This window comes from Bacillus cereus group sp. MYBK220-1 (genome assembly GCF_051916445.1).
Classification (GTDB): Bacteria; Bacillota; Bacilli; order Bacillales; family Bacillaceae_G; genus Bacillus_A; species Bacillus_A cereus.
In genome coordinates, this window is sequence record NZ_JBQAGQ010000002.1 from 725,095 (window position 1) to 738,031 (window position 12,937).

Consider the following 12,937-nt stretch of genomic DNA (forward strand, 5'->3'; position numbering starts at 1 on the left):
ATGTTGCTCGAATAAAGAATAACAAGAGAGGTGCTGTGAAGAAATGAAATTATATACAAAAACAGGAGATAAAGGAACGACAAGTGTAATAGGTGGCAGGGTTGATAAAGATGATATCCGTGTGGAAGCGTATGGAACAATAGACGAGGCAAATTCTCATATTGGATATGCAATGACTAAGCTTCAAGGTGGGGCTTTTATAGATATTTACAATGAGTTCGAAAATATTCAACATGAACTATTTGATTGTGGAGGAGACTTGGCAATAGTGGAACAAAAAATTCCTTATAAAGTGACAATTGAGATGGTTGAAAGTTTAGAAAGAAAGATTGATTTATATATAGAAGAAGCCCCGCCACTAGAACGCTTTATTTTGCCAGGTGGTAGCGAGGCGGCGGCTACTATTCATATTGCACGTACTGTTGTAAGGAGAGCAGAACGCTCTATAGTATCATTGCAAAAAGAAGTGAAAATAAATGAAGTTGTATTAAAGTATGTAAATAGATTATCTGATTATTTGTTTGCGATAGCTCGAGTAATAAATGCCCGATTACAAGTGAAAGATGTGGAGTATAACCGTAGTGCATTAGTTTTTCGTGATAAAAAAGAGAAGGAAGTGGAGTAATTCACTTTCTTTTTTTGTATACTTTTTTCTGTAATATACCAAAATAGAGAAGGTATGGTGGTAATTAGAAAACGGAGGATGTATATGAAAGTTTTAAAATGCGGTGTCATGTTATTGAGTATACTGTTTGTATCTCAATTACATGTTTATGCAGAAGAAAATCGATGGACATGGCCTGTTGAAGGTCAGATAAGTGATTATTTTGGGACAAGGCATGGAAAACACTATGGTATTGATGTAGCTGCGCCGATTGGAACGCCTGTGGCAGCTATCCAAGATGGTAAGGTAACGAGGTCTTATTATTCAAGTAGTTATGGAAATGTTGTATTTATTAAACACGGAGAATATGAGGCTGTATATGCACATTTAAATAAGAGATATGTGAATCAAGGAGATTATATTTCCAAAGGAGAAAAAATTGGAGAAGTAGGGAACACGGGAGAATCGCGAGGTGCGCACTTACATCTAGAACTTCATCAAGGAAGATGGACGATGGCGAAAAAGAATGCGATGAACCCATTGCTTGTTTTAAGTGAACAAAGAAATGAAGTTGTTTCTTCGTCATTATATGTCGTACAAAAAGGCGATACTTTAGTTAGTATTGCACGGAAATTTAGTATGACACTTAAGGAAATTAAAGAAAAAAATGGATTGCAGCAAGAGCTAATTTATCCTAATCAACAATTATATGTTAAGTAAAGGAAACGCCTCAAAAATTAAACTTTGAACAAATTTATGTTCTTCTTAAATAAGATTCAATGTAAATGAAATTATATGGGCGCTTTTGCTAGAACTATTGAGTGAATCAGAGCATCTATATCTAAAAGAAAACCGTCCCAAAATTTATTTTGGGACGGCTTCTTTTACCAAAAAATAAAGACACATATAAATCCAGAAATAGCTAAATAGCTATATAAGTAAAAAACTTTTGTTCTTGTTTTCTCTTTTGTTCGAAACAGTACGATAGTCGGTTCAATTAAACCGATTGTCAAACAAAGTAGGCCAAGAAGCATACAACCAATCGAAATAGAATACAGGGCGATTTGTGGTGCCTGAAATGGAATCATCCATTTTAATAAAAATGCAATAAGTGCAGTGTAACAAATACTACCGATGTATTTATTCAGTGGTGTATTAGAACGAAAACCAGGAAGTTTTTTTAAGAAAGAGCGGGAAACAACTTCTGTTTGTAAAGATGTATGCTCTTCAATAATTTTTTGAGCTTCTTTTCCTTTTTGAAAAAGAGATAAGATCCAATTTCGCTCACCCTGAAAAATAAATTGAGAAGTTGTCAAATAGTGATCAATCTTCACTTTATTCCAACTCTTCCACGGATGACGCTCACACAATTTTAATTTACTTTCTGTTTTTTTATCATACTGATAAATACTGATGCCATCTTCATCGAAAGTAGCATAGTATGTCTCGTTTGAGAATGTGCCTAAATCAATTGGGCAGTAGAAAAGTAATTCTTTTTTTAAGTAAAAGTATTCTTTTCTTAAGTTTTTTTTCATTGCTTCTCGAATAGAATGTCTCTTGTCTTTTTTCATGACATTTCCTCCATAACTCAGAAAATGTTCTTATCTTAACAATTCAATATCTTATCACTTTTAATTATATATGACTAGGTAATTCAAAAGAGAAATGCCGAATAATAAAAAATATGGATTGTATTGTAAAATATCTCGCAATTTATTTTTTGTTACGAAAAATAAATAACTAATTTTAAATAAGTTACAATTTTTTAGTTCACAATGTTATGAGGTTGTTGTATAATGAAGGGGAAAATAGAATATCGGTCTATCTTCGGGGCAGGGTGAAAATCCCGACCGGCGGTGATGAACTATTTATGATTTTGTTCTAAGCCCGCGAGCCGTTAAGGCAGGATTTGGTGTGATTCCAAAGCCGACAGTATAGTCTGGATGGGAGAAGATGGAGGTTCAAGCGTTCAAAAAAGATATGGATTTGAACGTCTGTTTGATGTGCCTTAAATTCTCCCTTTGTGTAAAACACAAAGGGTTTTTTCGTTCTATGAAAAAATAGGCATAGCAGAACCTTTCCACTTTCCATGAGATGATCGATGGAAAAGGAGAGAGAAAGATGAAACAAAAAAACAGTGTAGTGCAGATGGTGAGTGTAGCGATGCTAAGTAGTATTGCATATTTACTAATGATGTTGGATTTCCCGTTCCCAGGGCTTCCGCCATTTTTGAAAATTGATTTTAGTGATGTACCAGCTCTAATTGCGGCAATTATCTTTGGACCAGTAGCAGGAGTGATTGTAGAGGCGATAAAGAACATTTTACATTACGGGATTCAAGGAAGTCTAACGGGAGTACCAGTTGGAGAAATTGCAAACTTTATTGCAGGATGTTTATTTATTGGGCCAGCAGCTTTCTTATTTAGAAAGTATCGTACTGTGAAGAGTTTAACTACAGGATTAATGCTAGGGACAATTACAATGGCACTTATTATGAGTGTATTAAACTACATCATCATATTCCCGGCGTACACTTGGTTTTTAAATTCACCAGCTATGTCTAGCGAAGCTATAAAAACAACGGTTGTAACGGCAATCTTACCATTTAATTTAATTAAAGGGATTGTTGTAACAATTGTATTTGTAGCATTATTCTCACGCCTGAAAGTATGGGTGTTTGCAAAAATGAAAAATGCATAATATATACTAAAACCATTAGTAGTGTGAAACTACTAATGGTTTTTTATTAAGGAAAATAAAGTTTAGATACAAAAAATGCCCCTCATCAATATGAGGGGCATTTTTTGAAGTTAATAAAAGACTATTCGAATTTTAAAGCGTCTCCGTCGAATGATTCGTCAGCAACTTTAATTGAGTCAGTTGGACAGCCTTCGAATGCATCCATCATATCTTCAATTAATACATCTGGAATTTCAACGATACCTTGGTTATCATCTAATGTTACAAATGCAATACCTTCATCATCATAGTCATAAATGTCTGGTGCAGCAGCGCCACAAGCACCACATGCAATACAAGTATCTTTATCAACGATTGTATATTTTGCCATCTTTTTTCCCTCCTGATAATATGTATGTGAAAAGCTCGCCATAAAAATTATAACCTTATTGTAAAACGGTTTGTAAAACTTTTCAACATAAAATTATAATGATAATGCTTATCAATTAGAGTGTCAACTTATTTTTGAATTATGTCATAAGATTTTCAAAATACGTAAATATGATTTCGTTTGATACAATAGAATATATACAAGTATATAGTTCTTATATGATAAGTTTAATGAGCGACAGTAGATAGTGTAATTGTACTGAAAAGAATGAAGTTAAGATTGGAAGGTGGAAGCGGTCATGCAAATACAATATACTTTGTTGCATTGTTTAAAACAATTGAATGGTGAAAGAACCGTTTCTTCTATTTATTATTTACTAAAGGGCAAACGTTCTTCGCAAACTTTACAAGATGGAAATATGTTCCGAATTTCTTTTTTGTTCGGAATATATAAATCATTAAATAGAAATGACTATGATGGTGAAGTTGCAAAGTTGTTGCAAGCGGATTTTATTCAAGAAATACATGAAAATACATATGTGTTAACACCTACGGGTAAAATGCAGTTACATAAATGGGAGGAAGTTTATGCTTTTCCGGCGCATTTGCATGGTTTACATTATGGTGAATTAGGTGAAACATTTTGGAAAAGATTATCATTAATTATTCAAACCATATCAAATTTACAACAGAATAATACGAGGTTTATTCCAATTCAGCAAGATACAGAAATAATGATGTGGGTGAAACGTTTTCTAACAGGAAGGCCATATAAGAGAAGTGAGTTGGCGAGAAAACTATGGACGGAAGTACATAATCTTTTAGAAAAGAGTAATGCGATAGAAGCGACGATTGTAACATATCGATTAACAGGTTATGAACGCATTGGTTGTACATTGCAACAATTAGCAGAAATTACGAAACAAGATATATTCAGGGTGTATTTTTTATTTTGGGGTACAATACATTTCTTTATACAAGAAGTTCGTGATAAAGAAAATGAATTTCCACTATTAGCTGAAATTATATCTTATCCAAATGAGAGAGCTGAATTATTTAGTTTATCCACGAAAAAAACATATAATTTTTGGAGACAAGGACGTTCTTTAGAAGAAATAGCGACGATTCGGAATTTAAAGGTTGCAACGATAGAAGATCATTTTGTTGAAATTGCTTTGCGAGAAAAAGATTTTTCTATTGAAATGTTTATGGAAAAAGAAAAGATAGACAAAGTAATAAAAGTAATTGAAGCATTGCAAACGCGGAAGTTACGTGTTTTGAAACAAGCGGTTGGAGAAGATATCTCTTATTTTGAAGTTCGTCTTGTATTAGCGCGGATGGAGGGTGTAAATGAAACTTGAAGAATATTTATATAAGTGGTTTGGATATTCTGAATTTCGTCCAGGTCAAAAAGGAGTAATTACAGATTTATTAGAAGGAAAAGATGTGATAGCAATGCTTCCGACTGGAAGAGGGAAATCTATGTGCTATCAGTTTCCGGGGCTTATGCGAGAAGGAACAGTGCTTGTTGTATCACCGTTATTATCTTTAATGGAAGATCAAGTGACACAATTAAAGTATGTTGTGAAAAACCGAGTGATAGCATTTAATAGTTTTCGGACATTAAATGAAAAAAGAGAAGCGATGAAAAAATTATCTTCATATAAATTTATTTTTGTTTCACCAGAGATGTTGCAGTCGGAGTTATTAATTAGGGAATTGAAGAAAATTCATATTTCATTATTTGTTGTTGATGAGGCTCATTGTATTTCTCAATGGGGTTATGATTTTAGACCGGACTATAAAAAACTAAATGTAGTTATTGAAAATATTGGTTCTCCTACAGTATTAGCATTGACAGCCACAGCGACAAAAGGGGTACTGCAGGATATCGCAGATAGTTTAAATTTAAAGGATGCCGCGGAACATGTATACTCTATTGATCGTCCTAATATTGCAATGGATGTGCAATTTGTAGAGACGATAGAAGAAAAGAAAGAGGCGCTTTTAGAGCAGGTGATGTATTTACAAGGGCCGGGGATTGTATATTGCTCAAGTAGAGCGTGGACAGAAAGGTTAACGGAATACTTGAGAGGGAAAGGTGTTACTGGTGTAGCTTTTTATCATGGTGGTATGGAACATGAAGAGCGTATGTTAATTCAACAGCAGTTTATGAACGATCAATTGCAACTTGTAATATGCACAAGTGCATTTGGTATGGGGGTAAATAAGGCGAATACGCGATATATTATTCATTTTCATTATCCAACTAATATAGCCTCTTACTTACAAGAAATCGGAAGAGCTGGAAGAGATGGCGAACCGAGTATAGCTATTTTATTATGTAGTCCGTTGGATCATGATTTACCAATTTCAATCATTGAGGATGAATTGCCAAGTAAGTCACAAATACAATTTTTATTTTCTTTACTACAAGAAAGAATGTTTCAAACGAAGGAATTACCAATAGAAGATGTAGAAGAAATTTGTTATAATGCAGCAAGATTTAATGAGCAATATTGGCGTTTCGTTCGTTATCATCTCGAACAGGTTGGAATTATACAACAACGAAGATTATTATTAGAAGGTTTGTCAGATGAAATCATGAACCGATTAATAGCTGAAGTAGAAATAAGGTTGCGTAATAAATATAGTGAGCTAGAAAATATGAAGTCATGGATACAAGTTAAAGGGTGTAGACGTGAATATGTGCTGCAACAGTTCGGTTATAGGAAAGAGCAAGAGTTAATTAATTGCTGCGATTATTGCGGTATTACCAAAGAAGATTATAAAAAAAGACGAGCGCAACAATCGGATTTCGACTATAATTGGGAAACAGAGTTACAAAAGCTTTTCGGCCTAGAAAAGATGGGGGAATGATGAACATTCAAAGGCATAATGTTGAAGATATGAGTCCGCAGGAAATAAGGCTGAATCTATATATAACACAGTTAATTATTATCGGTATTGGCTGTTTACTGGCATATATATTATTTCAAGATGTAAAAGAAGTCTTTAATTTATGGAAATGGGAACCAGTATCTATACTTATTATAGGTGGTTTGTTAGCGATTGGTATTGTGTTATTAGATTATGTTGCAATGCGAGTGTTTCCGGAGTCTTGGTTTGATGATGGTGGTATTAACGATAAGATGTTTCGAGGAATGTCCGTTCTACACTTACTCGTTATTACGTTCTTGATTGGTTTTGCAGAAGAATTTTTATTTAGAGGTGTAGTACAGACTCATTTTGGAATTGTAATTGCGAGCTTCGTATTTGCAGTGTTACATATTCGTTATATAACAAAGCCATTTTTGTTTTGTTTCGTCTGTTTCATTAGTTTTGTCTTTGGTTATGTATTTGAATGGACAGGAAATTTGTTTATAACAATCTTTGCACACTTTCTTGTTGATTTTATAATGGGACTCCAATTAAGAAAATAAATGGAAGGTGGTGGTGAACAACATGAGGAAACGAATTCCTGATTTTGAAGAGGAATTAGAAGTTGAGCGAGTGGAAGAAAAAGAAAGTTTACCGCCGCGTAGTGAAATTCATAGAAATAAAGAGAAAAAACAAAAGTTTAAAATAAATCACATTTTCGTCCGGGTTTTAACATTTCTATTCATTCTGCTGCCGATTAGTATTTTGTGGTACACGGATAAATATATTCAGGTGAAGGGTGATAGTAATAATGCTGGAAAAAGTGCGTTTGAAGTAATCTTCTTTGATTCAGCTAAATCTGAGTCGCAGAAACATTCTGAAAAAGTAATAACGCATACTGTGAAAGAGGGAGAAACTTTAGAAAGTATAGCGAAGCAATATTTTTCAGATGGAAATGGAATTGAAGTAATTAAAAAGTATAATAACTTGCAAGAAGATGAAGTGAGTGCGGGTCAAGAATTAAAAATTCCGATAAAAGATAAGTCCACAAAGCAAGAAAGCTAGCGAGTTAAGCGATCACAGTTTGTTATAAAAGCCTAGGATTATCTTTATGAGGAGGGAGTCAAAAATATGATATGGATTATATTATTCAGTACTCTCATAGGCATGGGGATTTTATTACTTTTTGTGATGTATAAAGAAGCGATGCGTAATACGGTGTTGGAACATACTTTAGTATTTAAAGAATTTCCGAAAAGTTTTCAAAAAGTAAATGTGTTTTTTATTTCTGATATTCATAGAAGGGTCATTTCGAATTTGTTAATTGAACAAGTAAAAGGAAAAGTAGATCTCGTAATTATCGGAGGAGATTTAGCAGAGAAAGGTGTCTCTTTATCAAAAATCTCTGCGAATATTCAAAAGTTAAGAGAGATAGGTCCTGTATATTTTGTGTGGGGAAACAATGATTATGAGATAGAATATCATGAATTAGATGCGTTATTATTAGAAAATAACGTAAAAGTTTTAGATAATACAAGAGTGGTATTTGAGTCTGAATTAGGAGAGAAAATTTGTTTGCTCGGTATAGATGATGTTGGATTGCACCGTGATCGTCTAGATTTGGCATTGGCGGATTGTAAAGAAGATGGTTTTCGTATCCTAGTTAGTCACAACCCTGATATAATAAAAAAAATGTCTGGAAATGAACAGATTTCACTTGTGTTAAGTGGACATACGCATGGAGGACAAATCCGATTATTCCCATCTAAAAAATATTTAAAAGGTGGCGTATATAACCATTTGAATACGATTCTCTTTGTTAGTAATGGGTATGGAACAACATTGATACCACTTCGTTTCCGAGCACCTGCTCAAACACATATCATTACATTGTGCGGAGGGAAATGATGCCAACTCTTAGTGGGAAATATAATATAAAAGCCGTTTCGAATATAATTGGAGTTCAGCCGAGTACGCTTCGTGCATGGGAAAGACGATATCAAATTATTGCCCCAAAGCGGAATCAAGCTGGGCATCGCTTATATACAGAAGAGCATATTCAAATTTTAAAATGGTTAATGGAAAAAGTTTCTTCCGGTATGATGATTGGACAAGCAGTTCAGTTATTAGAAGAGAATCGTTTGCAGAGTACAGTTCAAAAAGAGATACATTTCGATAAAGAAGTTGTTTTAGTGGACGATTTGCTACAAGCTTTGTTAAAATTTGATGAAATTACAATTGCTGCATTATTAAACGAAGCTTTTAGTATATATTCAACTGAAAAGGTTGTTGCCAGTATCGTTCTTCGAGTGACAGACAAATTATTAACGTCAAAAAATAATAATGAGATTTCAATGGTGCAATTTCAATATGCACTATCATTTTTACAAACGCGTCTAGGGATGGTGTATCACAATGCCTCAATGTTTTCCTCTTTACACAAAGTTATTGTGTTAGAAAAGGATGCATTGAAAGGATTTATTTTTTCAACTTATTTACGCTTAAAAGGATATGAGGCGATATATATTAGGACAAGCTTAGCTGAAGATGGTATGTTATCAGCGGTAGAGGAAATACAGCCGAAATATGTATTTATATCTTTTGCTGACGAACAAGAAATGAAAAAGACGATGAACTTTATAAATGTATTACAAGAAAAAAGGGAATCTCTTTCTGTTGGATTTATCGGAAAGCTAGGCGTTCTAAACCAGTTGGACATTGAAACAATCTTAATTGGTGATACGAAAGAAGAATGGGATGGATGGTTAAAAATGTCGGAATAGTTGTTCGAAAAGAACCATCTATTTTCTATTTCATATAATAAAAATTAGATGCATTGGTTACGTAGGGAGGGTATGAGATGAGGCTGGAACGATTAAATTACAATAAGATAAAAATTTTTCTAACATTTGATGATTTATCTGAACGAGGATTAACGAAAGAAGATTTATGGAGAAATGCACCGAAAGTACAGCAATTATTTCGTGATATGATGCAAGAAGCAAATAAGGAATTAGGGTTTGAAGCAGATGGTCCGATTGCAGTTGAAGTGTTTTCTCTACAAGCACAAGGGATGGTTGTAATTGTAACGAAAGAAAATCAAGAAATGGATACAGATGATGAGTTCCGTGACGAGTTTATTGAAATGCAAGTGACTCTAGATGAAAGTGAGCATATATTATATGAGTTTGCTACGCTAGATGACGTAATTAACCTGTCGAATCGCTTATATAACCTTGGTGTAACTGGCGGAAAGCTATATACGTGGGATGAGCGCTTCTATCTTTGGGTGGAAGAAGAGGAACAAATTCAATTGTTAAAGGCGGATTTTATAGCTATTTTAGCGGAATACGGTAATCCGTCTACAGCAACCATTTATCGCATCATGGAGTACGGTAAAGAATTAATGGATGTTAACGCGATAGAACAAATACACAATTACTTTGTGAAAAAACAAAACCTCAGCTAATACAACATAGCTGAGGTTTTGTTTTTATTTGGAGAAGGGAAGGGAGGATTGTAAATACTCGAACATACTTTTTGAAAATAAAATATGCAGTTTTATGGGAGTGTGGTTGATGAGAATAAAAAATATTTAAATATTTAAGTATTTTACTTTTCTAAAAGTAATAAAAGGACTATAATAATAGTGAAAACGCTTGCAACAGAAAATAGTTTGTATATATTTGTTAGCGTTTTCTATTGCATTCCAAATTTAAGGGTGTATACTAGGCAATGAAGGTTTACTAAACAAGTGAAATTACAGGGGGTTTACTTACTATGGTAGCCGAAAAGGGAACTCAAACAAAAACACAACAACAAAGGGAACAACATTTTGAACTATTGAATTCAACACAAATTGTTATTAGTGAAGCGTTAGAAAAATTGGGTTATCCAAACGAAGTATATGAATTATTAAAAGAACCAATTCGTATGATGACAGTGAAAATACCAGTTCGTATGGATGACGGGACTGTTAAAATATTTACAGGATATCGTGCGCAACATAATGATGCTGTTGGTCCAACGAAAGGTGGAATTCGCTTCCATCCGAATGTAACAGAAAATGAAGTGAAAGCACTTTCAATCTGGATGAGTTTAAAATGTGGTATTGTTGATTTACCATATGGTGGAGGTAAGGGTGGAATTATCTGTGATCCACGTGAAATGTCATTCCGTGAGTTAGAAAGATTAAGCCGCGGTTATGTACGAGCAATTAGCCAAATCGTAGGTCCGACGAAAGATATTCCAGCTCCAGATGTATTCACAAACTCTCAAATTATGGCGTGGATGATGGATGAGTATAGCCGTATTGATGAATTTAATTCACCAGGATTTATTACAGGTAAACCGCTTGTATTAGGTGGATCACATGGACGTGAAACAGCAACAGCGAAAGGTGTAACAATTTGTATTCGCGAAGCTGCTAAAAAACGTGGCATTGATATTAAGGGTGCACGCGTTGTTGTTCAAGGATTCGGTAATGCTGGTAGCTTCTTAGCTAAATTTATGCATGATGCAGGTGCGAAAGTTATTGCAATCTCAGATGCTTACGGCGCGTTACATGATCCAAACGGATTAGATATTGATTATTTATTAGACCGTCGTGATAGCTTCGGTACAGTAACAAAGCTATTTAACAATACAATTTCAAACAAAGAATTGTTAGAACTTGATTGCGATATTTTAGTACCAGCTGCAATTGAGAACCAAATTACAGAAGAAAATGCTAATGATATTAAAGCAAAAATCGTTGTTGAAGCTGCAAATGGTCCAACAACATTAGAAGCGACTAAAATTTTAACAGATCGCGGAATTTTGCTTGTTCCAGACGTGTTAGCAAGTGCTGGTGGTGTAACAGTATCTTACTTTGAGTGGGTACAAAACAACCAAGGTTACTACTGGACTGAAGAAGAAGTAGAACAACGTTTAGAAAAAGTAATGGTAAGATCATTTGATTCTATTTATGAAACAGCACAAGTTCGTAAAGTGAACATGCGCTTAGCGGCGTACATGGTTGGTGTTCGTAAAATGGCTGAAGCAAGCCGCTTCAGAGGTTGGGTATAAAATATTATATCTTGAGAAAACGTGATTTCCTTTCGAGGGAATCACGTTTTTTTGTTGAAGTATTAAATGAGGTGTTGTATATGGAGAATGAAATGCTGGAACGAGTAGAACAATTAGAAGAAAAGGTTAAGAGGTTAGAGGGAGAACTTGCAAGAACGATGAAAGCTCGAAAAATAAGTACCGTTCGGATGTTCGGGGAAGGGCTACTGTTTTTGGTATTTGGTGTGGTTGTAGTAGGGCCGATTATTGCCGTTGTAATCTCGATTTTTACTTGGCTTGCTGAAAAATAAAATAAAATAAAAATAAAAAGAACGCTTGTTCTATACGAACAAACGTGCTATACTCTCCTTAGATAAACAAAACGGAAATGATTTTAAGGAGAGATAAATGATGAAAATGACAGTAGACCAAAGATTTATGATGCCAGCAGATGTTGTAGAGCGAGTGGAAGTATTACGAAACAAACAAAGCAAGCGTGGCACATTATTACAATCGGTAAATAAATTTTTCGGTTTAGATACGAAAGAAGATTGTGTTTGGTTTTACGGTTTTTATGGAGTGGCTGTAAGTATCTTGTTGTTTATGGTGTTCACTTCAAATATTTTCGATTTTCTCTTCGCGTAAGAAATATGCGATAAGGACATTGCTACCGAATACATATATAAGGAAGTAAGGTAATCTTCTAGAGCGGGAGTTGGTAGCAATGGCGATGTTTCCTATAGAGCGCAACTATATTGGATATGGAAGTTCACGACCGGGGATTCCTCTGACTAAAGTGAGATTTATTGTAAGCCATGATACGGGGAATCCTGGAAGCAATGCGATAGGGAATCGAGATTACTTTAATGAATTACAACCGAAAGCTTCGGCGCATACATTTATAGATGATAAAACAATATTGGAGATTATTCCTATAAATGAAGTTGCGTATCATGTTCGATATGGTGTGCCGACGGATAATGACTTATATGGCTATGACGCGAATAAGGCGGCCATTGGAGTGGAACTTTGTTATGGTGGTGATGTTAACTTTTGGGAAGCATATAATCGTTTTACATGGTATCATGCTTATTTATGCCAAAACTTTGGCTTAAATCCGAAAAAAGATATCGTGTCACATAAAACGCTTGATCCAGCTAGAAAGATTGATCCTGAGAATGTATTAGGGAAACAAGGTATTAAATTTCAGCAGTTTTTAGCAGATGTCTATCGGATGTACGTTTCGTTTAGATGACAAATATATGAAAAATGAATACAATAAAGATAGGTGCCTACTGCTGTAAGTAGGTTTTTTCTTGTTTTTATAAATAGTGTATT

General features: G+C 34.4%; 16 protein-coding genes and 1 riboswitch. Of the genes, 14 read left to right on the forward strand and 2 right to left on the reverse strand.

Translation table 11 applies throughout. The features are described 5' to 3' along the window. The first annotated feature begins 43 nt into the window (after nucleotides 1-43). A complete protein-coding gene (locus ACTFRU_RS10655) occupies nucleotides 44-625 on the forward strand; it encodes a cob(I)yrinic acid a,c-diamide adenosyltransferase (RefSeq protein ID WP_440037632.1) in 582 nt (193 codons plus the stop codon). Nucleotides 626-709: 84 nt separating this feature from the next. After that, nucleotides 710-1,324: a peptidoglycan DD-metalloendopeptidase family protein gene (locus ACTFRU_RS10660; protein WP_000866119.1), complete on the forward strand. Its 615-nt coding sequence runs from the start codon at nucleotides 710-712 to the stop codon at nucleotides 1,322-1,324. Nucleotides 1,325-1,488: 164 nt separating this feature from the next. Here ACTFRU_RS10660 and ACTFRU_RS10665 read toward each other — a convergent pair whose 3' ends face one another. Next, nucleotides 1,489-2,175, reverse strand: a complete 687-nt coding sequence (locus tag ACTFRU_RS10665) for a hypothetical protein (RefSeq protein ID WP_000710837.1) — start codon at nucleotides 2,173-2,175, stop codon at nucleotides 1,489-1,491. 248 nt (nucleotides 2,176-2,423) lie between these two features. Next, nucleotides 2,424-2,563, forward strand: a riboswitch (FMN riboswitch). A gap of 162 nt (nucleotides 2,564-2,725) precedes the next feature. Between ACTFRU_RS10665 and ACTFRU_RS10670 the strand changes: the two genes are divergently transcribed. Then, the gene (locus tag ACTFRU_RS10670) at nucleotides 2,726-3,304 is read left to right on the forward strand and encodes an ECF transporter S component (RefSeq protein WP_000810855.1); all 579 of its coding nucleotides are present in this window, start codon (nucleotides 2,726-2,728) and stop codon (nucleotides 3,302-3,304) included. Nucleotides 3,305-3,425: 121 nt separating this feature from the next. Here the strand turns inward: ACTFRU_RS10670 and ACTFRU_RS10675 are convergent, their stop codons facing one another. Continuing rightward, complete coding sequence (locus ACTFRU_RS10675) at nucleotides 3,426-3,674, reverse strand: ferredoxin (protein WP_001151993.1); 249 nt, start codon at nucleotides 3,672-3,674, stop codon at nucleotides 3,426-3,428. Between the two features lie 298 nt (nucleotides 3,675-3,972). Between ACTFRU_RS10675 and ACTFRU_RS10680 the strand changes: the two genes are divergently transcribed. The 11 genes from ACTFRU_RS10680 to ACTFRU_RS10730 all read left to right on the forward strand — a co-directional run bounded on the left by ACTFRU_RS10680 (nucleotide 3,973) and on the right by ACTFRU_RS10730 (nucleotide 12,854). After that, nucleotides 3,973-5,034, forward strand: a complete 1,062-nt coding sequence (locus ACTFRU_RS10680) for a helix-turn-helix domain-containing protein (RefSeq protein ID WP_001167004.1) — start codon at nucleotides 3,973-3,975, stop codon at nucleotides 5,032-5,034. After that, entirely contained in the window at nucleotides 5,024-6,553 is a 1,530-nt protein-coding gene (gene recQ, locus ACTFRU_RS10685) for an ATP-dependent DNA helicase RecQ (protein ID WP_006924450.1), read from the forward strand. The genes ACTFRU_RS10680 and recQ overlap by 11 nt, the downstream gene beginning before the upstream one ends. Beyond that, the gene (locus tag ACTFRU_RS10690) at nucleotides 6,553-7,116 is read left to right on the forward strand and encodes a CPBP family intramembrane glutamic endopeptidase (RefSeq protein WP_001025780.1); all 564 of its coding nucleotides are present in this window, start codon (nucleotides 6,553-6,555) and stop codon (nucleotides 7,114-7,116) included. Before recQ ends, ACTFRU_RS10690 begins: the two co-directional genes overlap by 1 nt. A gap of 22 nt (nucleotides 7,117-7,138) precedes the next feature. Then, nucleotides 7,139-7,618: a LysM peptidoglycan-binding domain-containing protein gene (locus tag ACTFRU_RS10695; protein ID WP_001231553.1), complete on the forward strand. Its 480-nt coding sequence runs from the start codon at nucleotides 7,139-7,141 to the stop codon at nucleotides 7,616-7,618. A 66-nt stretch (nucleotides 7,619-7,684) separates the two neighbouring features. Next, on the forward strand, nucleotides 7,685-8,461 hold the full coding sequence (locus tag ACTFRU_RS10700) for a metallophosphoesterase (RefSeq protein WP_000637791.1): 777 nt from the start codon (nucleotides 7,685-7,687) through the stop codon (nucleotides 8,459-8,461). Beyond that, nucleotides 8,461-9,336 (forward strand): MerR family transcriptional regulator, encoded by an 876-nt coding sequence (locus ACTFRU_RS10705; protein WP_025709291.1) that lies wholly within the window; start codon nucleotides 8,461-8,463, stop codon nucleotides 9,334-9,336. The genes ACTFRU_RS10700 and ACTFRU_RS10705 overlap by 1 nt, the downstream gene beginning before the upstream one ends. 77 nt (nucleotides 9,337-9,413) lie before the next feature. Beyond that, nucleotides 9,414-10,022 carry a genetic competence negative regulator gene (locus tag ACTFRU_RS10710; protein WP_001235402.1) on the forward strand — a complete coding sequence of 203 codons (609 nt, stop codon included), beginning with the start codon at nucleotides 9,414-9,416 and terminating at the stop codon, nucleotides 10,020-10,022. A 311-nt stretch (nucleotides 10,023-10,333) separates the two neighbouring features. Beyond that, nucleotides 10,334-11,620: an NAD-specific glutamate dehydrogenase gene (gene gudB / locus ACTFRU_RS10715; RefSeq protein ID WP_000225173.1), complete on the forward strand. Its 1,287-nt coding sequence runs from the start codon at nucleotides 10,334-10,336 to the stop codon at nucleotides 11,618-11,620. A gap of 80 nt (nucleotides 11,621-11,700) precedes the next feature. Further along, nucleotides 11,701-11,910 (forward strand): hypothetical protein, encoded by a 210-nt coding sequence (locus ACTFRU_RS10720; RefSeq protein WP_000426763.1) that lies wholly within the window; start codon nucleotides 11,701-11,703, stop codon nucleotides 11,908-11,910. 97 nt (nucleotides 11,911-12,007) lie between these two features. Then, nucleotides 12,008-12,244: a DUF3961 domain-containing protein gene (locus ACTFRU_RS10725; protein WP_001983018.1), complete on the forward strand. Its 237-nt coding sequence runs from the start codon at nucleotides 12,008-12,010 to the stop codon at nucleotides 12,242-12,244. 79 nt (nucleotides 12,245-12,323) lie between these two features. Next, complete coding sequence (locus ACTFRU_RS10730; RefSeq protein ID WP_001240655.1) at nucleotides 12,324-12,854, forward strand: peptidoglycan recognition protein family protein; 531 nt, start codon at nucleotides 12,324-12,326, stop codon at nucleotides 12,852-12,854. Nucleotides 12,855-12,937: the final 83 nt, after the last annotated feature.